Raw genomic sequence first — 21,181 nt, forward strand, 5'->3', positions numbered from 1 at the left:
AATCTTACTTAGTGTAAGACTGAGCGATGTTATCGATACGCTCGTTAGCACGCTCAGCTTCTTCTTGAGCAGCCATTGCTGCTGCGCCTGATTTTTGAACGTCAGATTGAAGAGCTTGTACGTCTTGGCTTAGTTGGCTAACTTGGTTGCTTAGTTCGTCTAATTTTGCTGCATTTGCTGTAGCTGCGTCATCAGAAGAAGCACAACCGGCTAGTAGAAGTACTGAAGTTGCTGCAGCTGCGATCAACGTTTTGTTCATATAAGAACTCCTTGCTTATAGTGAAAGTCTCGCCACTAACTATTATTTTATACAGTAGCGAGGTTAAATGTGGTTACATTTTATCAGTACATGATGTAGCAAAAGTCAAAAAAACCCAAGAATTTCATGGAGTACCTGACGTCAACTTTTACCTGAACTTAACAAAGTTTAACTACCTATCCTTTATTTCGTTCTCACAACAGTTTTCATAGCAGGTGTATTTGCCACGTTCCTGATATCAATAATTTAGACGATATTGACACAAATGAAAGTTTATTGGCCCAAATAACTGCTATTTAAGTCGTTTTGTTGATGGATAGAAGGCATATTTGAACGGCTTTTCTCTAAACTTCCTGTCCAGCTGCTCATCAAAAAGGCTAGTCTTTACTCTGAACTGAGCCACAAATGATGTTTTACCGTTACCACAGGGAATTAGTTTGTGTGATCTCTATCTATACTCCTATGATTTGCGGTATTATACCGAGCTTTATTTTTTTGCTGCGTTAGAGCGGAAACGACACTACAGAGCGCTCAGACGCTGACTGATTTATTGGAGAATACTTTGCAATTTAAAGATCTAGGCCTAGACAACCGATTGTTGAAGAACCTAAAACACTACGATTTTAAAAAAGCGACTGACATTCAGCAGCAGGCGATTCCTGTTGCGATTGCAGGCAAGGATCTATTGGCATCTTCGAAAACAGGTTCGGGCAAGACTTTGGCGTTTGTATTGCCAATGCTTCATAAGTCTTTAAAGACAAAATCGTTTTCTGCGAAAGACCCTCGCGCGGTAATCCTTGCTCCTACTCGTGAGCTAGCGAAACAAGTATATGGTGAGCTTCGTTCTATGCTAGCTGGCCTATCTTATGAAGCAGCACTGATTTTGGGTGGTGAGAACTTTAACGATCAGGTAAAAGCTCTGCGTCGTTACCCGAAATTTATCGTGGCGACACCAGGACGTTTGGCTGATCACTTAGAGCACCGTTCGCTTTATCTGGATGGTTTGGAAACGCTAATTCTGGACGAAGCAGACCGTATGTTGGATTTGGGCTTTGCACCAGAGCTTCGTCGCATTCATAAAGCAGCCAAGCATCGTCGTCGTCAAACGTTGATGTTCTCTGCGACATTAGATCATGCAGACGTCAATGAAATCGCGGCTGAAATGCTCAATGCGCCAAAGCGAATTGCTATCGGCGTTTCTAACGAAGAACATAAAGATATCACGCAAAAATTTTACTTGTGTGATCACCTAGATCATAAAGAGGCAATTTTAGATCGTGTTCTTTCTGAGGCTGAATACCGTCAAGTTATTATCTTTACGGCAACGCGTGATGATACTGAGCGACTAACAGAAAAGCTGAACGAAAAGAAACTGAAGGCTGTAGCACTAAGTGGTAACTTGAACCAGACTCAACGTAACACCATTATGAGTCAGTTTGAGCGCGCAGTATTTAAGATCCTTGTAACGACTGATGTTGCTTCCCGCGGTTTGGATATTGCAACTGTGACACACGTCATCAACTTCGATATGCCAAAGCATACCGAAGAATACGTACACCGAGTTGGTCGTACTGGTCGTGCTGGAAACAAAGGGGATGCAATCTCTCTTGTTGGTCCAAAAGACTGGGATAGCTTTAAACGTGTAGAAGCATACCTACAACAAGATCTTGAGTTTTCAGTGTTCGAAGATTTGAAAGGTAAGTTTAAAGGCCTTAAGCCACCTAAACCAGATTTCCGCAATAAGAAAGCGACCGCAAAGAAAGCTCGCCCTCAAGCGAAAAAATCGGCGAAAAAACCAGCTAAGCGTGACAAGAGCTTCTACAAAAACGTATCTGTGGGTGATGATGTCTTCATCCCTAAGAAAAAACCAGCGGCACCGAGCTCTGAAGAGTAAAAGCTGCTGTAGTTTCCCACGGATTTTAGTTCTTAAAAATCCGAGTGTTCGCACTCGGATTTTTTATGTCTGTCGCTAGGTGAAATAGCGTTTTTCCATACTCACTCGTTTGTCAGCTTTTATATTTGTCTGGTTGTATATAAACAGCATAGAACGCTAATTTAGAAAGTTATTAAGTTTTATTACCTCGGTCAAAGCAAACGTTTTTCCTCACACACTAGATAAAAATCTCACATGATTATGAAAATGATAATTGATCTCATTTTTATTTAAGGGCAGAATACGCGCCATTGTATTAATCCTATAAATGAATTCGCTCTCTATATGAAATTTACTCATGTTTTTTTAGGGCTCATAATTACCTCTAGTTCTGGCTTTGCTGCTGATGATTTCAACTGGCTTCGAGATGATGCTCGTAAAGATGAGCGAGTTCTTACCTACCTAACAGAACAAAACCACAAAACTGAACAGCACCAAAAAAGTTATCAGACGTTGACAAAAAACCTACTCACGCAGTGGGATACCATGGTGGCAGACAAAGGTGATAAGCCATGGTCGATCATGAGTGGAAGAGAGTGGACGCTAACGCGTCGCGATGGTCGTTACTTACTATTATCCCGTGCGAGTCAACAGGCACCAGAAAACGTGGTGTTCGATTTCGATGAACGACAATCTGCGCATCAGTACTACCAACTTGGTCAATGGCAAGTGAATGGTGACACGCTCCTTTTCACGGAAGATATCGACGGTAGCGAACAATATCGTGCTGTGGTTGTTGATTTACTCTCCGGCCAATCTACGGAACTGGCGACGCACGTCGATAGTGGCGTATTGTTGTCACCTAACGGGAAAGTGGCATTCCTCGTTGCAAAAGAAAAGCGCACTCAGCGACCTCATCAGATCTTACGTATCTCCACTGAATCTTTGGCAAAAACAGTCCTATGGAATGAACCCAAGTCAGATTGGTTACTTTCTTTCTATCGTGCGGCAGATAGCCGTTATGCTGTGCTACAAAGCAACAACGAGTCAACAACAGAGCAGAAGCTTGTCGATCTAGAAACGGGCACTGTCTCAGATTCATTGCGAAAGCCTGAAGTGGGTGTGGAATATTACGCGGATGTGGCGAAAGGTTACATTTATCTTAAAAGCAACCTGGAAGGAAAGTTCGCCCTTTACCAAGCCGAACTCGCACCGCTTGGCGCAACATGGCAACGCTTTACCAATCCTCATGAGCCGCTTGAACAGTTCTACCTTTATGATGCAGGAGTTGTGGCACTTAGCAAGCCAAACAATGTGTCGACTTTGACGGTGTATTCTTACCAAGGTCAGGAAAAAGTGATACTGCCATTGGAACACGATGGTAATGTCGCTTGGCTAAGCACATTGGGCGATTTTGAATCAAACAAAATTCGTATCCGAAGCATGTCGATGACTACGCCTCCTCAGTGGGAAGAGTTCGATGTAAAAACGCTGAATAAATCCTTGTACTCTCAAGATGCTTACCAAGACTTTGATAGTCAGCGTTATGTATCCCAACGTATTTTTATTAAGCACGACGGCGTTTCTGTCCCTGTCTCTTTGGCGTATCGCAAAGACAAATTGCACCCACAATCTCCTGTGATGATTTACGGTTACGGCGCGTATGGTTTTACGATGAAACCGTACTTTATGCCTCAGGTTATCAGTTTACTCGACCAAGGTGTGATTTACGCTATCGCCCATGTCCGTGGCGGTGGGTACTTTGGCGATGAATGGCACGAGCAAGGCCGTGGTGTGCGAAAAGCCAATTCTATTGGTGATTTTGTCGCGGCCGCGAAGGCGCTGCAAACATTCGAACGTGGCAATAGAGAGGTTTTCGCCATCGGTTCTAGTGCTGGTGGCACGTTGGTGGCCGGAGCGGTTAATCAAGATCCTAAATTGTTTTCAGGTGTCGTACTTAAAGTGCCTTTTGTTGATGTGGTTGCAAGTATGTCGGATACCTCACTTCCGCTTACCACACAGCAGTATGGCGAATGGGGTAACCCAACCAAACCTGAACAATTGGCGTTAATGAAGGCGTACGATCCGATTCTCAATATCCATAAAGACGCTTACCCACCCATGTTTGTTCAAGTCGGTTTAATCGATCAGCGCGTGCCATATTGGGAAGGCGCTAAGTATCTCGCTAAAGTTTCAGCGTTAAGTGAGCGCAACGGGCCGTACTTGTTGCAAACTGATTTTAATTCGGGCCACCAAATGGACCCACGACAAGCGCAAGAACAACAAGCAAAAGAATACGCATTTCTACTATCACTCATTAAAACATCTAAAGCGGAGCAGTAAATGAAGCTTACCCCAGTGTCAGCGGCAGTACTTTCGGTACTTGCTGCCAGTCAAGTGCACGCCGAATCTAAGGTTTTCTCAATGGAAGAGGTGGTGGTAACCGCCAATAAAATCGATCAGCCATTGTCAAAAGTGGCAGGTAGTGTCGCGGTTATCACAAACGAGCAAATCGAAGAAAGAGGCGAGACCGAGCTATATGACGTGCTGCGTAACGAACCTGGTGTAAGCGTGACGGGCGGTGCAGGACGTCCGCAAAACATTACCATCCGTGGTATGACGGGTAACCGCATTATGATCGTTCGTGATGGCATTCGTTCTGCGGATGGCTTCGGTGCGAATGACATTAATGATGCCGTTGGGCGAGATACTTTTGATTTATCCAATTTTGAATCGCTGCAAATCATTAAAGGGGCAAGTTCTTCGGTGCATGGCTCTGGCGCGATCGGCGGTGTGGTGATTTTAGAATCCAGTCAGCCGGGTGATTTCTTAAAAGACAAAGACTTCTACACCGATGTTTCCGGTACTTACACCGATATCAGCAACAAGTACAAAGGCACGAGTAATCTAGCTTTTCGTTCCGGTGATACAGAGAGTTTGTTTAACGTTTCATACTGGCAAGGACAAGAAACACGTAACTTTGATGAAGAGTTGTATAACCGCGACCTCGATGGTTACAGCGGTGCTTATACGATCAACCACTTTTTCAATGAAGAGGTGATGTTGAAAGCGAAAGCTGAACTCTACACCCAGAACCAAGAGCGTTTGGAGGGTTCACCGTCCATTCAACCTGATGGAATTTGGCATATTGAAGACTTTGCTGAGGATGAAACCACAGAAGAGTACAGCGCTTATATTGGTGCAGAGGTGACTCCGATTAATCCAACTTGGTTCGAAGAGTTGGATACCAAAGTTTACTGGCGTCACACCGAAGTGGTGGAAGACACCAACCGTTTAATGCGCCAAGTGGATCACAATGGTTTGATCACCAAGCGTCGCGAGCTGGAACACAAAACCTTCATTGACGAAACAATTGGCTTCCGTGGCGATTTCACTAATACGATTTATGCAGCAAATGCTGAGCACCAATTGGCTTACGGTGTCGAGCTTTCTACTGACTATTACGAACGCACAGATAGCGACTCCAAGATTGATTGGAACGGAGTAACACCTTCGACCAAACAACCTTTCGCTCCTGCTCGTGCTTATAACATTGGTTTGTACGTTCGAGACATGGTGGAACTGGATAAATGGACCATCACAGGTGGCCTACGCTTTGATGCGCACCGTCTCACGCCAGACGGTGCGGGTGAAGTGGGCGGCTTCCCATTAAAAGACATGGATAGCTCAGAGGTATCTCCAAGCCTGTCGGTTTCTCGTGAAATGTTTGCCAACAACATTGCTTATGTATCTTATAACCATGGTTACCGTGCTCCGGAATACGATAAAGCGTATGGCTTCGTAAGCCACGACTTTGTGCCGCTCACGCCGTTTGTAATTGCACCAAACATGGATCTAGAAGCTGAAACTTCCGACTCATTTGAAATCGGTAACAAGTTCGATAACGGTCGCGCGTATGTCTATGCGTCTTTGTTCTACAACAAGTTTGAAAACTTCATCGACGTTGTGACCACGGGCTTTGACTCAAGCAATGGTAATTACATTAAACAATACCAAAACCTCGATGGTGTCGAGACGTATGGTGCAGAGCTTTCTGCGGGTTACGCGATCACTAAGCGATGGAACATTAGCACTAAGTTTGGCTACGTAGATGGCAAAGACGCGGAAGGTGAATACGTTCGAAGCATTACGCCATTCGAAGGTAACGCTCAACTGAAATACGCCAACCAAGACTTCAATGCTTACGTGGCTTGGAACTGGGCCGCGGCCATGGATCGCGTTCCTAAATGCCAGACCACGCTTGGTCTAGCGACAGATTGCGCGCAGACAAGTGCGTGGAATACGTTTGATATTGGCGCAACTTACCACGTTTCCAAAGACCTTCGTGTTAGCGCAAACATCATCAACCTGTTCGACAAAGAATACATCCGATACCAAGACGTAGCGGGTATCGCTGAGGAAAGTAAGCGTTACTCAACGGAGCCAGGGCGCTACTTCACGCTGACTGCAAAATACGAATTCTAGGACGAAATCATGAAGCTAAAACCATTGGCGTTTTCACTGCTTATTGCATGTACCCCTGCGGCGCTGTCTGCAGAGTGGGATTATCCCACAACGGATTCTGTGGTGACCAATGAAGCGCAAGCGAAAACTTATTTAGACAGCCACTACTCAGAAGCGGGCGAGTTTAAGTTCCGTTACAAAACCCAGTCTCAGCTTGGTGAGCATTACAATTTTGATGTTTGGGTTAACGGTGAATATCAATCTCAGCGTGCCCTTGTAGTAACAACTGATAAAAATCATCACGTTGTGCGAGTGTTTAAGAGCCTTGAAGATACGATAATTCGCAACGGTAAACCAACGGTTGCAATGGAATTGGAATCGCCTCGCCAACTGCAAGCACAAGAGCCACCGGCTTTGAGCTCCGGAAGTCTGGTTGATGTTGAGGTTTCTTTATTCAACCCAGATCTGCGCACCATGCAACAGCAAGCGGCACCAGAATCGACATGGTCAGCACTGTCCGATTACCCTCAGCCGATCGAGTACGTAACCAAGTCGATTGAGGTTTTAAAGTCGGGAGGTAAGTTCTATCTCTCTAACCCAAGATTAAAGCAAGTGGATGCGACGGGTTTATTTGCAGCCCCAGCACCTGGTGAAGCACCTGTGCTTGATACGTTGGACTTTCTCAGCGCAGAAGGAGTTCAAGCGTTTGACAGTGTTGATGAGATGCAAAGCACCGAGTTTGGTGACAATGCGTTCCCACAGTTGATGGCTTTTTATCATCTTGATAGCTCGATCCAATATCTGACAAGCCTGACTTACGACTTGTTTGACGAACCGCTTCGTTTTGACGCTCGCGGTTTATCAAAAGATAACTCTACTTACTATTACGGTCCGAAAGCACTCATGCTGGGTGTCGGTGGTGTTTCTCCGGATGCAGTCGATGCTGATGTCGTGATACACGAGCTTGGGCATGGCATTCATTACCAAATCGTACCGGATTGGGCGTACGGTCACACTGGTGCTATCGCAGAGGGTTTTGCTGATTACTGGGCGGGCAGCGCGAGCTACCGCATTCAATATTTGGATGCTTCGCGTCGTGGTCAAGAATTCGAGTTAGATACGGTGTTCAACTGGGACGGTGTGTTCGGAACACGCAAAACAACTCGTAGCTTATGGAACCAAAGAGCACGTTACTTCGAGAGCTCAGAGTATCCAGCGCACGTCAGTGTGGGCGGTGAACTAGGTGACGAGCTATGGTCAACGCCGCTGTTTCAAGCGCTTAAAGCATCGGTTGAACGATACGGTGATGATACCGATAACGTGTTCCGCGAGTTTGACGCCATTGTACTTGAAGGTATGTACGGCATTGGTCGTGGCGTGAAAATGCATGATCTGGCGGAATCGACCGTGTTTGCCGCAAACACCTTGTTCCCAAATAAAAACTACGCCCAATTCCTGACGGACAGCTTCAACAGACACAACTTACTTAAAGCGCCTCTTCGTGTTCGCTATGACGCTCGATACATCGCACAAGGTCAAGACGTTGGTTTGAGCCTGAGCCAAACTGGCCGTGAAGCGAGCATCAAAGGGCAATGGCAGCTAAACAACGCATCTGTTTTCGACTTTGATGAAACGCTTTCTGACTCGACCTCAATGAAGGTGGCGTTACCAAGCGGTCTAACATGTGGCACGCAATTCGATTCCTCTATTTCATTGGATTATCAATTTTCTGAAGGCCTAAAGACTCACCAGTGGAGTGAAAAGGTGATGCTGGTTAATGGTACGCCAGAGCTCGATATCCAGCCTCAACCAGTGAACTCCGCTTTGCCGGAACAGGGCGACAGACTGTTCTCTCAGACGCTATCGGACAAGTCACGCACGATTGATGATTCGTTTGCGGTTTACCTGAACATCGAACATGACTCACTGCAAGATCTGCAAGTGACGCTAGTGTCTCCACAAGGCAAATCGGTCGTGCTACTTAGCCATCAATCAAGCAATACCAAAGAATTTAAAGGTTACTTCACCGCTCAGTATGACGAGGAGTTACAAGCACTTGTCGGTCAACCGAGTTGGGGTACTTGGCGTCTCGAAGTGTCTGACCGCGTGTCAGGGAACTCTGGGGTGTTGAAAGAGTGGGGTGTGAGTCACTTTGCTCAGTATCAGTGTAGTGCTGATACCACTAAAGAAAGCAGTGGCGGTGGTTCAGGTGGCAGTGGTTCGCCTTGGACCTTGTTAGGACTTTTCCTGCTTTCAATGGTGAGAGTGATTCGCTCTCGTTAATTAAAATCAAAAGAAGATAAAATCTATGAAGTTTCAATATTCTTTCGTTGCTATGTCACTAGCCCTTGCTGGCTGTGGCGGAGGTTCTGGTGGTGACACGTCGGCACCGACCTATGATGTAGCTGGCACCATCGTTTCTGCAGGTACACTTCTTGATACGCCAGTATGTATCGATTTAAACCAAAACTACGTTTGTGATTCCACTGAACCGAGTGCTAAAACGGATAATGCCGGTAAATTTAGCCTGACTTCAAGCGACAAAAACGTACTAACCAGCACCATTCTTGCTCAAGTTGATCAAGGTTCAAACCAAACGTTGCGTCTTGCGGCTCCGGGTCAAAATTTAGCAACGGGTAACACGGTCAATGGTGTAACAACGTTGCTCGCGGGTCTTGTAATTGACGGTAAAACCGTTGCTCAAGCTGAAGAGATTGTGAAAGCGCAACTCGCCGATGCCGGCGTTTCTCTTTCTGGTACGGTGATGTCTAACGCAGAAGCTAGCGAGCTAGACAAGCTAGAGCAAAACACGGTTGTGCTATTAGCTGCGATGCAACCAAAGCAAATGACCCAAGGCGTAGCGCTGCTTGCTCAAAATCTTAGCTTTCAAGGTAAATCGTTGGCCTCTGATCTTCTGTCTGAAGCGGAAGTAAGTGCATTTGCTGAAGAAATTGTAGCGGTTGCTGAACAAACGGTTGGTAGTAACGATACGGGCGCCGTTCTTTATTTTGCTGAAGGAGCAGCAGACGTTGCTGAGGTTCAAGCGTCTTACCCTGGTCAAGATGCAGAATACGGCTTCGACAAAGAGGACAAGCAAACGTCGACAGGCGCTGGCTTTAAGTTCGTTAAGCTAGATTCACAAGGTGCAGCTTTAGCTGCAGATGCGACTGAGTGGGCTTGTACTATGGACGAGCGTACTGGTCTTGTTTGGGAAAACAAAAGTGCGGATGCGAGCTCAGTTCAATTTAAAGATCGCCTATTTGCGTTTGAGTCTGAAACATTTAAGCCATTTAGCAAAGATGTAGAGCTTGCAGGTTGTAAAGACGCTGGTGATGAAGTTTGTACCACTAGCCAATATGTTCAGTACATAAACAAACAATCGTTATGTGGAATCACTGGTTGGCGCTTGCCTACTTACCGTGAGACTTATGACTTACTAGACTTTGGTGAACAAACACTGTTTGCTCCGAACGATGAATATGCAAAATACAACGTCTATGGTTTTAATGTTAAATACTTTCCACAGCAAACCATAGGTAGCCCTTATTTAGGATATGGTGCGTTTTGGCATAGCGACTTTAAGTTTACGAATGCATCATCACAACTTATTGATGGCGAGATTTATTTCCCTGCGATTGTCTCCCGGGGCAAAGATAGAGGCACTATTTCATACGTCGAGATTCGATCAAGCAACACAAGTGCGGGTGCCGATGATTCTTACCAATTCCCAATCCGTCTAGTCGCAGTTAAGGGGCAATAAGATGAAGAAATTAATAACTGTACTATCTCTTACTTTGGCTTCTCAAACTGCAATAGCTGCACAAGAGTGTTCTACTGACTTTGCTAAAACGGCACCTAACACGCGTTATACATATTCTGAGAGCGGTACCGTAACTGACCTGAAAACAGGTCTAACATGGATGCGCTGTCCAGTTGGTATGACATGGAATGTAGGAAACCAAGAATGCCAGGGGACGCGATCTACAATGTCATGGCAACTCGCTCTCTCCACAGCCAAACAAATTCGTAATAAGGACGGCAACCATCCTCTTCACAATTTTGCTGACAAAAAAAATTGGCGACTAGCAAATATCAAAGAGCTAGTATCTCTAACTGAGCGAGCTTGCCACAGCCCAGCCATAAATAGTACAGGGTTTGCTAGCGGCTATAGTCTGAAAGATGGAGATGATGTTCTAGGGCGTTATGTCTGGAGCAACACACCTAATGGCGACGGTAAGCATGTTGCAACTTTTGATACGACTAATGGTGAGGTTTTCAATAGAGATCCGTTAAACTCAAGTTTCAAAAGCTCTCTCTTGTTAGTGACAGATGAATAATAATTATTACGTTAATAAGGGTTGATAGCTTTGCCTTTATGATAGGCTCCGCCAGTGCGGAGCTTTTTCTTTTCTAACCTTTGGAACTTATCGTGTTGAGCAGAGTATTTAAACTTGGAACTGCTTAAGTTGATGTTTTTGATTTTCTGCTAAACCAGACAACTCTTGCGCTGCCGCGGCGGATTGAGTGATACCAGTGACGTTCTGGCTCACTAGTTCATAGATGTTCGTTAAGTTGTTGTTGATATCAGCCGTAACCTGTTTCTGCTCTTCTGATGCGGTCGCAACTTGAGTGTTGATTGAGTTCAGATCGGCGATAGCATTACTGATATTAGCAAGTGATTGGCTAACTTCTTGTGTCAGAGCTTGGTTGTCTGACAACATGGCTAAGCTGGAATGCATACTTTCATTTGCGTGACCAGATTGTTGCTGTAGCTCTTCTATAATGGTTTGGATCTCTTTGGTGGACTCCTGAGTTCGCGCTGCCAGCATACGTACTTCATCGGCCACTACCGCAAAGCCTCTGCCACTTTCGCCCGCTCGTGCAGCTTCAATCGCTGCATTCAGTGCAAGTAGATTCGTTTGCTCAGAAATACCTTCAATCACTTCGATCACGCGACCAATGTGTTCTGATTGATCTTTTAGCGAAGTTACGACGGCAGCGGCTTCGTTAAGTTGTTCCGCCATCTTTTCACTTGCGCGAGTGCTTTCCCCAAACATGCTTATACTTTGTGAGGTTAACGTACGTGCTTGATTTGATGCACTATCGGCTTCTTGTGCATTGGTCGATACTTCAGCTGCGGTCGACTCTAGCTGATTGATCGCCGAGGCTACTTGCTCAACTTCTTGCTTTTCTTGATCCGAGTTGACGCTGCTTTGAGTCATAACAGTTGCTAACTCGGTTGATGCTGATGCCACATCTTCACTAATGCGAACCAATGCGCTTACAGTTTCACGCAGTTTTTCTATGGTCTGGTTTACATCTCGAGCCAGCTGAGACACTTCGTTTTTCCCGATGGCTTCGGCCTTAACTAGTAGGTTTCCCTTCGCGACTTCCTGCATCGTTACTTGAAGGTTACGAATCGGCGCAACGATGTAGCTGGCGAGTACCCAACTAATAAGTGAAGCGGCACTCAAGATCACCGCAAGCGAGACGGCGCTGTAAGTTAGCGTGGTTGAATGTTGTTCGCCATTCGTTTCGACTTCATCGGTGACGATTTGATTCAATTGTTTAGATAGTTTGTCGATGGCGTTGATCATCGCTTCGCCAGCTAATCGATACTCAGCCATTGCAGATTCGTACTTTTGATTGAAATCAGAGGTGGTGTAATCAGAAGAGTGTTTAGTAGTGAGCAGAGGTGTCATGGTAACGCGAGTGAAATCAACATAGTGATTCATGGCCTTACGCATAGCATTGACTTCATTTTGAACGCCAGGGAGATTGTCGATGGAGTTAAGAAAATCGCGGTTTTTGTTTTGTCGCTCAGAAAGCTCTTGGTTGAGAGACTGAACATCTTCGGCTCTAAATAGACTATAAATGGCTTTGATGCGCATGGCGTAAGTGTTGTCTACGATGCCGCTAAGTTCCTCTTTGTGAATGATTAGCTTATGGGTGGAAGCCGAAACCTTATTGAATGCTTGATCGAGTTTACCGATTCCGACACTTAGTCCAATGATGAGTAATATAACTGTGAATAGAACAGGCAGAAAAACCTGAAGTTTAATAGAAAGCGTACTAAGAAATTGACGCATGAGATTGACCCTCTATCGGTTTGATTATTATCTTTTTTATAAATAAGCATTTCGATTTTAATTGTTACATTCGCCAAATCAATGAGTTACTCATATCTAATTGTTATGAAATGTACCAAAATCGATGGGGTTATCATCTTGAACATGAGGCAACTTATAAAAACGTTACGTTCAAATTGAGAGAGGGATAAGTCGCGGAATTAATAGTTAGAAATGACAACGTGTCATAGAGGGTTCAACTAAGTGAAACACAACTGTCATATTCAAATTCTAAAGTGAGCACCGTTCAAGTGAAACACAACGGCAATAAAGCCACTTAAGGAAATTGTGATGAAAAAGACAGTAATCGGTGCAATCGCACTTCTAGGCGCAATGGCAGTGACTCCTGTTTCTGCTAAAGAAACTATCTCTGCAGTGGGTTCTAGCAGCGTAACTCCACTGATGGAAGTTTTCTCTGAAACGTACATGAAGAAGAACCCTAACGTATTTATCGAAGTTCAAGGTCCTGGTTCTTCAGCTGGTGTAAAAGCAGCGAAAAATGGTTCAGCAGACCTTGGTATGTCTTCTCGTAATCTAAAAGACTCTGAAAAAGAATCAACACTAATCGAAGAAGTGGTTGCTCGTGATGGTATCGCAGTGGTTGTTAACCCACAAAACAAACTGCCAGGTCTAACAGCCGAGCAAGTGACTGCAATCTACAAAGGCGAAGTATCAAACTGGAAAGAAGTCGGTGGTGCAGACAAGCCAATCGTAGCCATTACTCGTGACACGGCTTCTGGTACTCGTGGCGCATTTGAAGACATCATGTCTCTAAAAATGAAGATTTCTGGTAAGAAGGTATCAGCTATCTCTCAACGTGCTCAAGTTGCAAACGGTAACGGCGCACTGAAAACAATGGTTGCATCTAACCCATACGCAATCGGCTACATTTCTCTTGGTACTGTAGACAACACTGTTAATGCGCTAGCAATCGACGGCGTTGATGCAACGGTAGCTAACGTTAAAAACGGTTCTTACAAAGTAGCGCGTCCATTCCTTGTTCTTTACAAAGAAGGCAAGCCATCAACAGAAACGCAAAAATTCCTAGACTGGATGCTAACTGACGAAGCGCAAGCGCTAGTTGACCAAAAAGGTTACATCTCAGTTAACTAATCCCATCGGGACTCTAAAGTTTGCTCAGCCCAACGTTTCGGGCTGAGCCTTTTCTATCCATTGTGTTCAACGGCATTGCCCAGAACCGTGAGATTTTTAAATGACCATCGCAACAAATAGTGAAAAGCTTATGAATACTGACGCTAGAGCTATCAGCAAGTCAGGCCTACGCGAGAAGCGTCGTGTAGACTGGAAAGAGCGCATCTTCCACGGCTTGTTCCTAACGAGTGCCGTAATCGGCATTGTTTCATTGGCCGTTATTGCATACTTCATCGTTCGAGAGAGTATTCCGGCATTCCAAGAAGCAGGCGTATCGGGCATTGTCTTAGGACAAAACTGGTTACCACCTGCGCTTTACGGTGTCGCCACCATGATTGTGGCATCTATCGTATCGACGGCTGGTGCTGTCATTGTTGGGGTTCCAATTGGTGTTCTGACCGCCATTTTTATCGCTGAAATCGCACCAAAGCGATTAGCAGACATCATCCGTCCAGCGGTTGAGCTGCTAGCCGGTATTCCTTCAGTGGTCTACGGTTTCTTCGGTCTGGTTATTATCGTTCCATTGATTCAGAAGGTATTTGATGTACCTGCAGGTAATACTATCCTTGCCGGTATCATTGTTCTTGGTGTGATGATTCTACCAACGGTAATTACGGTATCTGAAACGTCTATCCGCGCTGTCCCTCGTACTTATAAAGAAGGTTCTTTGGCACTGGGCGCATCGAAAATCTACACCATCTTTAAGTTGCTCGTTCCAGCGGCTCGCTCAGGCATCATGACAGGTGTGATACTGGGTATCGGTCGTGCGTTGGGTGAGACCATGGCGATTATCATGGTTATGGGTAACGCGCCGGCAATGCCAGAAGGCATCCTTGATTCGGCTCGTACACTAACTGCAAACATCGCTATTGAAATGTCTTACGCAAGTGGTGTTCACGCGAACGCACTTTACGCTACAGGTGTAGTACTTCTGGTCTTCATCATGTCGTTGAACGCTGTACTACTGTACCTAAACCGAGAAAAAGCGAAGTAATCGCTCGTTAAAGGTGACTTTTATGGATCGCACAAAACTGAAAAAAGCACGCCAGTTCAAAGATAATGTCTTTAACGCATTTGTCTGGATCTCGGCAGCACTAACGGTAGGTTTTTTGTTCTGGATTATCTGGTACATCCTATCAAACGGTCTACAACACGTAGATTGGAACTTCATTACTGATAACTATACGCGCACAGGTGAAGAGCACGGTATCTTCCCAATGATTGTGGCGACCATTTACATGGTTATCGCTTCTATCGCAGTGGCAGCGCCACTCGGTATCATGACGGCAATCTACTTGACCGAATACGCGAAAGTGGGCAGTCGTTTGGTGAAAATCATCCGATTCTGTACCGAGTCATTGGCGGGTATCCCGTCGATCATTTTCGGCCTGTTTGGTATGACTTTCTTCGTGGCGATTCTTGGCCTTGGCTTCTCGATTCTATCGGGTGCATTGACGCTAAGTATCCTAATCCTGCCAGTGATCATCCGTACAACGGAAGAAGCGCTGATGGCAGTGCCACAAACTTACCGTGAAGGCTCTTATGGCCTCGGTGCTTCTAAGATTTACACTATCTGGCGTTTGATTCTTCCAAGCGCAATGCCAGGTATCTTAACCTCGGTCATTCTAAGTATTGGTCGTGTCATTGGTGAGTCTGCTCCAGTATTCCTGACAGCAGGTATGGTTGCACGTATTCCGGATTCTTTATTGGATTCAGGTCGTACGCTAACCGTTCACCTATACAAACTGACTACCGAACTGTTTACCGTTGAAGAATGGAATCAGGCTTACGGTACGGCAACAGTGCTTATCGTAGTTGTTCTCTTGATCAACATGGTAACGAAACTGATTGCTAGACGTTTTAACACCGCAACTTACTAACAACACTAATTAAGAACGCACGTTAAAAGACACGAATTCAAGAATTAAGAGATTAAGACAATGAACAAATTTGATATTGAAAACCTAGACCTATTCTACGGTGACAACCAAGCACTGAAATCGATCAACTTACCAATTCCAGTTCGCCAAGTAACTGCACTTATCGGCCCGTCAGGTTGCGGAAAATCAACGCTTCTACGCTGTTTGAACCGAATGAATGATCTAATCGAAGGCGTGAAAATTACAGGTAAATTGGCGATGGACGGCGAAGATATTTACGGCAACATTGATGTTGCTGACCTTCGCATCAAAGTCGGCATGGTATTCCAAAAGCCAAACCCATTCCCGATGAGCATTTACGAGAACGTGGCTTACGGCTTACGTGCTCAAGGTATCAAAGACAAAAAGACAATTGATGAAGTGGTAGAGCGTTCGCTGCGCGGTGCTGCACTTTGGGATGAGGTGAAAGATCGCCTTAAATCACACGCATTCGGTCTTTCTGGTGGTCAGCAGCAACGTTTATGTATTGCACGTACAATCGCGATGGAGCCGGATGTGATTCTGATGGATGAGCCAACGTCGGCACTTGACCCAATTGCGACACACAAAATCGAAGAACTGATGGAAGAGCTAAAGAAGAACTACACCATCGTTATCGTGACTCACTCAATGCAACAGGCGCGTCGTATCTCTGACCGCACTGCGTTTTTCCTAATGGGTGAACTGGTTGAGCACAACGATACGCAAGTGATCTTTAGCAACCCTCAAGACGACCGTACTCAAGGCTACGTAAATGGTGATTTCGGTTAATCCACCGTATTTACAAGCATAACTAAATAACTATAAGCGATGGTAACTTTGCCCCTCTTGATGAGGGGCCTTTTTCTTTTTAAGTCGTAGGCTTAAAACATCTACCAACACAAAAATCTTGTAAATGAGTACAACTTTCCTCCCCAGTTTATAAAGCATGTAACTTATGTGAAACATGGCTTTAAAAGTGCTGAAGAGCTCTCGAATGTAACACTAAGTCTGATAATTTTGCGAATGACTTAACAGCTCAAATTTGAACGTATTGATTGCATATCATGGCCTAAGTAGTTTTTTATCGAGGATAAAAAAGTAGATTAGGTTGGTAGGGTGAGTTTAAGAAGTTTTACAAGAAAAGTGTCTTCAACGAGGGATCATCGGTTGCTAGCGGAGGCAATCTTTGATCATTTAGAGAGTCTGTTCTCCCCTCAAGCCCTCGCTATTTTTGAAGATCCTTCAATTAACCCTCGTCATTCGATGAGCTTCTCTCGCGGAGAGCTTTACCCAACCCAAAACTATCCTGAGACATTCTGGGAGTGGGCAAGTCAGTTTGACACCTCTGAAAGCATCATACCTCTGGCGATCAACACTTGTAACTGGAATCACACCCGAGATTTAGGCGGTGATAGTTACATCATGATGCTCGACAACACGCCTATCAAACGTACCTACCTACTGATTCAATCTGTACATGCTCGCACGGCACATAATATCTATGAAGAAAGTTACGACGCAATGCAACTCGCAGCGGCGCGTTGGCAATGTATTCGTGCTGAAAAAAATGCCTCGAAAGAGATCAGGCACAGAGATATTCGTGAAGCGCAATATGTTGATGAGATTAGCCAACGCGAGCGCTTTATCGAAAATATGAAGTTAGTTCAGCAAGTTGCACTCGAAATCTCTAATCCTGATTCTTTAAAGGACTTGTACTACAAAGCCGTCGAAGCGTTACGTGAACGACTTGGGTTTGATCGCTCTACACTGATGCTTCTCGATATGAAAAAGCGCAGCTTCAGTGGTACATACGGCACGGATGAGTCAGGAATTACGATTGATGAATTTCACACACAATACGATTTACACCAACTTAGCGAGGAGTATATCACCGCGTTATCTAGCCTTGAGAGCAACTTAGTGATTGTAGAAGACGCGCCAATATACACAGCAGGCAAGGTCATCGGGCAGGGCTGGAATGCGATGTTGATTTTACGCGATGGCAATGAACCGTTTGGGTGGTTCGCGCTAGATAACTTTATTCATCGTAAGCCGATAACGGCATATCAAAAACAGATGTTGGACTCGTTTGGTTCACTCTTCTCTCAAATTTACATTCGTAAGCGCCAAGAACAAAACGTACGCATGTTGCATTCAAGCATGGTTGAGTTATCACGTTGCACTACTGTCAGTGGAGTATGCAAATCGGCCGTCACTTTCGCCATTAAAAATCTTGGTATTGATCGAATGGCGGTGTTTTTAACTGATGAAAATTGCTCTTACATGCAAGGAACGTGGGGTACCGATATTCAAGGTAATGTGGTGGATGAATCTTACTTCTTTGGCGAAACCCAAGATTTCTCTCTTATAAATCTGGCTCGCTCAATGCCAAACGAAGTCGCATTTGAAGAATCAGTGCCTATTTATCATGACTGTAATATTGTTGGCTTTGGTTGGGCTGCGATGACGGTATTGACTTCAAATAGCAGTGGTCCTATCGCCTTTATCGCTGTTGATAATTTGCTGACACGTGCGCCGTTAACTTCTCAGTTACGTGAAGTGATTCGTATGTTCGCGTCCAGCTTAGCTGAAGTATTGCAACGTACTCAAGCTCAAGAGGCGATTCGCGAATTAAACGAAAACTTAGAGCTGGAGGTTCAGAACCGAACAAAAGAGTTGGAGGAAGCCAATCGACAGCTTGAGGTACTTTCTAAGCTCGATCCTTTGACGCGTCTTGGTAATCGCCGCATGTTAGAACATGTGATGCAAAAATATTGTGCCCTAGAGTGTGAAGACGACATGTCGTTTGGCCTGATCCTGATTGATATTGACCATTTTGGCTTATTCAATAATCACTATGGTCATCTCGAAGGCGATATCGCATTGATGCGAATTGGCTATATCTTGGATCATCATACCAAAGGTGAAGATGAAGTTTTTTGCCGTATCGGAGGTGAGGAGTTTGCATTGCTCATGATTGGTTCTGAGCAAGAGGAGGTTCGACTGAGAGCAGAGTGCATTCGTCAGTGCATCGAGGGCGAGGGGATAAAGCATCGACATAACCCAGAAGGGGAGTTACTCACCGTTTCAGTCGGTTACTCCTGTTATAAAGCGAAAGGCAAAGACTTTAATTTCGACCATTTATATCAGTTGTCGGATAAGGCACTCTATCAAGCGAAGAATCATGGGCGAAATTGTGTAAGGCGATACGAATACGAGCCCCAAGTGTTTGTTGAGTGAGTGATGTTCATAAGAGCAACTTGATAGGGAAGGGGGCGGCGGTTGGTGCTCTAGATAAAACCGCTAAAGCAAATTTGGCCGGATAAGAGAATGGGCAGCTCATGAGAGCTGCCATTGTTATCTAGTTATTTATAGCTTTTCGAGCTGGTGGTCGGTTTTTGTTACGTTTGCTTTGCCAAGGTTTTGAATTTTCGCTAGCAGCGAATCAGGGTTCCAAGGTTGTTGGTTAGCACTAAAATACGCTTGATTCATGGCATTAAGCTCTTGCTTAATTGCTTGTACGTCGCCAGGGTTTAGCCTGTCTTGATGAGTGGTTAAATACTCATTTACAGAGCGTTCAATTTTCGCAGCATCGCCCTCTTCGATGACTTTTTTTAGCGCGTCGATGCAAAGTGGTTGTTCAGTATTTGAAACCGTTCCACTCGCTGTTATTGACCGCTTTTTCCATGCCCAAATAGCGATTCCCAATGTCATTATCCAAAGCCCTAAGAAAACAAAGGTTAATATTCGCCAGAGACTGTTTACATCGCCGCTTGATTCAGGACTAGGGGCTGACACTAAAGGCGCTGAAAGAGGCGATTCCGGCAACGTGATTAGCCCAGTGTCATTTTTCTCTACGTCTAATGTTAGCTCTGGTAACGTTGTTTTCTTCGCTTCATCATTTTGACTGTCCCACCAGTTCAAGTCGTATCCTGGTAAGGTATATTTCCCGGCCTCTGTAGGAATAATGACTTGCTTCACCGTCATGGTAACGGTGCCATCTCTCGCGCTATCGAACTTAGGTTGTTCGGGATACACGCGCAGTGAACTCGGGTAACTAATATTGACTCGTGGCAGATATTCGGCTTGTGTACCGCGAGCCTTAACTTGAATGGTTCGAGTGAGTGAAGAGCCTTGTTTTACTGTGTTGATCGCGTTAGTCGACAGTAGATTACCTTGATCGTCTTGCCAGCTCTGTGTCATTTCTAACGCTGAAGCAGGAAGCCATTCACCTTTAAATTCGCTCGGAATCGGTTTGACCGTGATTGGCATGCGTTCCGCTTTGGTGTTGATAGGCATTATTTTGGTTGAGCCCGTCAAGCTGTCGCCATAAATATAAGAACCGGTCAGTTTAGGACCTATCAAGGTATAAGTGCCTGGTTGATTGGCCGTTAAGCGAAACGACTGCTCTATGATCGCTACTTCTAACCCATTTAAGATCTTCTGTCTTTGTTGTAAGCCACCCAGTGCCTCAAGCTTCATGCCTTTAATCTGCGGAGGTACTATTTGCGGGTTATCTAGGCGTCGAGTGTCCGCTTTAATTAGAAGTTGTATACGTAATGTTGCAGATTGCTGAGGGTAGAGCGTACTGTTGTCGACCGTAATATTGAAGCTAAATAGATCATCAAGATTGGGGTCTGTTTGGCTCGCGTTGACACGCAGTTTGATCGGCTCCGTTCTCATACCATCAGCGGAAAAACTTGGAATAGTCAGAACACCTTCTTTCATTGGTGCAATTGAGATACTCCACTCGGTACGCACTGATTTTCTTCCGTTAATGTTATTGCTAGAGCGGCCATAACGAGGTTGACCCAAGAAGAAGTCTTTCTCTAGAACACTGAAGTCGATTGAGTCTGAGCTGAGCTCAGTATCTGAAATGATTCTGAGGTTAATCACTTCATTCTTGGCTACTTGTGTTTTATTCACACTAGCTTGAAGTGTCTGTGCCATCACCGAGAAACTGGATATTAGGCTGGCCACAAAAATAAAGACCAGTTTTACGCCTTTGTTCATCACAGGCTTACCACTCCTTTTGAGATTGTTGTGGAGGTTGTTTTTGTTGCGCTTGAAGTTGCATTTGCGCACGGATCAAAAAGCTTGGGTCGCGAGCACTTTCTACTGCTTCTAGTCGACGGAACTCAGGATCATCCTGATGCATTTTTTCGGGATGCGCTTTAGCCTGTATTGGTTCACCTTGATCCTTCACTTGCTTGTCATCTCGTTGCGGTTGATGTTGTTCCGTTTTTTGTTTTTCTTTTTTATTTTCAGAATCTTGCTGATTTTGTGACTGTTGTCCTTGCGCTTCTTTCCCTTCGTTTTGAGACTTTTGTTGCTGTTGCTGTTGCTGTTGCTGTTGCTGTTGCTGTTGCTGTTGCTGTTGCTGTTGCTGTTGCTGTTGCTGTTG

The 21,181-nt window shown here is 45.0% G+C and carries 14 protein-coding genes and 1 pseudogene; 11 read left to right on the forward strand and 4 right to left on the reverse strand.

Annotation, left to right across the window (positions count from 1 at the left end; all coding sequences use genetic code 11):
* Window positions 1-4: 4 nt before the first annotated feature.
* A complete protein-coding gene (locus tag R7P72_RS06010) occupies window positions 5-259 on the reverse strand; it encodes an Lpp/OprI family alanine-zipper lipoprotein (RefSeq protein ID WP_005375145.1) in 255 nt (84 codons plus the stop codon).
* A gap of 550 nt (window positions 260-809) precedes the next feature.
* Here R7P72_RS06010 and R7P72_RS06015 point away from each other — a divergent pair.
* The 6 genes from R7P72_RS06015 (at window position 810) to R7P72_RS06040 (ending at window position 10,933) form a co-directional block, all read left to right on the forward strand.
* The gene (locus R7P72_RS06015; protein WP_031778885.1) at window positions 810-2,153 is read left to right on the forward strand and encodes a DEAD/DEAH box helicase; all 1,344 of its coding nucleotides are present in this window, start codon (window positions 810-812) and stop codon (window positions 2,151-2,153) included.
* Window positions 2,154-2,477: 324 nt separating this feature from the next.
* Entirely contained in the window at window positions 2,478-4,475 is a 1,998-nt protein-coding gene (locus tag R7P72_RS06020) for a prolyl oligopeptidase family serine peptidase (RefSeq protein WP_213906935.1), read from the forward strand.
* Window positions 4,476-6,617: a TonB-dependent hemoglobin/transferrin/lactoferrin family receptor gene (locus tag R7P72_RS06025; RefSeq protein ID WP_005375148.1), complete on the forward strand. Its 2,142-nt coding sequence runs from the start codon at window positions 4,476-4,478 to the stop codon at window positions 6,615-6,617.
* 9 nt (window positions 6,618-6,626) lie between these two features.
* Complete coding sequence (locus R7P72_RS06030) at window positions 6,627-8,879, forward strand: proprotein convertase P-domain-containing protein (RefSeq protein ID WP_005375149.1); 2,253 nt, start codon at window positions 6,627-6,629, stop codon at window positions 8,877-8,879.
* A 25-nt stretch (window positions 8,880-8,904) separates the two neighbouring features.
* Complete coding sequence (locus R7P72_RS06035) at window positions 8,905-10,356, forward strand: DUF1566 domain-containing protein (protein ID WP_005375150.1); 1,452 nt, start codon at window positions 8,905-8,907, stop codon at window positions 10,354-10,356.
* A 1-nt stretch (window position 10,357) separates the two neighbouring features.
* Window positions 10,358-10,933, forward strand: coding sequence for a DUF1566 domain-containing protein (locus R7P72_RS06040; RefSeq protein ID WP_005375151.1), 576 nt, complete (start codon window positions 10,358-10,360; stop codon window positions 10,931-10,933).
* A gap of 108 nt (window positions 10,934-11,041) precedes the next feature.
* On the opposite strand, the gene R7P72_RS06045 is transcribed toward R7P72_RS06040, so the two are convergent.
* Complete coding sequence (locus R7P72_RS06045) at window positions 11,042-12,685, reverse strand: methyl-accepting chemotaxis protein (protein ID WP_005375152.1); 1,644 nt, start codon at window positions 12,683-12,685, stop codon at window positions 11,042-11,044.
* A 330-nt stretch (window positions 12,686-13,015) separates the two neighbouring features.
* Between R7P72_RS06045 and R7P72_RS06050 the strand changes: the two genes are divergently transcribed.
* The 5 genes from R7P72_RS06050 to R7P72_RS06070 all read left to right on the forward strand — a co-directional run bounded on the left by R7P72_RS06050 (window position 13,016) and on the right by R7P72_RS06070 (window position 19,017).
* Window positions 13,016-13,837, forward strand: a complete 822-nt coding sequence (locus R7P72_RS06050) for a phosphate ABC transporter substrate-binding protein (protein WP_005375153.1) — start codon at window positions 13,016-13,018, stop codon at window positions 13,835-13,837.
* 100 nt (window positions 13,838-13,937) lie between these two features.
* Window positions 13,938-14,870, forward strand: a complete 933-nt coding sequence (gene pstC, locus R7P72_RS06055; protein ID WP_005375154.1) for a phosphate ABC transporter permease subunit PstC — start codon at window positions 13,938-13,940, stop codon at window positions 14,868-14,870.
* A gap of 22 nt (window positions 14,871-14,892) precedes the next feature.
* Window positions 14,893-15,756: a phosphate ABC transporter permease PstA gene (gene pstA / locus R7P72_RS06060; protein WP_005375155.1), complete on the forward strand. Its 864-nt coding sequence runs from the start codon at window positions 14,893-14,895 to the stop codon at window positions 15,754-15,756.
* Between the two features lie 60 nt (window positions 15,757-15,816).
* Window positions 15,817-16,566 (forward strand): phosphate ABC transporter ATP-binding protein PstB, encoded by a 750-nt coding sequence (pstB, locus tag R7P72_RS06065; RefSeq protein WP_005375156.1) that lies wholly within the window; start codon window positions 15,817-15,819, stop codon window positions 16,564-16,566.
* A gap of 327 nt (window positions 16,567-16,893) precedes the next feature.
* On the forward strand, window positions 16,894-19,017 hold the full coding sequence (locus tag R7P72_RS06070) for a GGDEF domain-containing protein (protein ID WP_025768552.1): 2,124 nt from the start codon (window positions 16,894-16,896) through the stop codon (window positions 19,015-19,017).
* Between the two features lie 129 nt (window positions 19,018-19,146).
* On the opposite strand, the gene R7P72_RS06075 is transcribed toward R7P72_RS06070, so the two are convergent.
* On the reverse strand, window positions 19,147-20,793 hold the full coding sequence (locus R7P72_RS06075) for a BatD family protein (RefSeq protein ID WP_049872669.1): 1,647 nt from the start codon (window positions 20,791-20,793) through the stop codon (window positions 19,147-19,149).
* 4 nt (window positions 20,794-20,797) lie between these two features.
* Window positions 20,798-21,181: pseudogene (locus R7P72_RS06080) on the reverse strand (hypothetical protein); the annotation flags it as partial.

Origin of the sequence: Vibrio sp. Vb0888, assembly GCF_033338835.1 — a bacterium.
Lineage (GTDB): Bacteria > Pseudomonadota > Gammaproteobacteria > Enterobacterales > Vibrionaceae > Vibrio > Vibrio alginolyticus.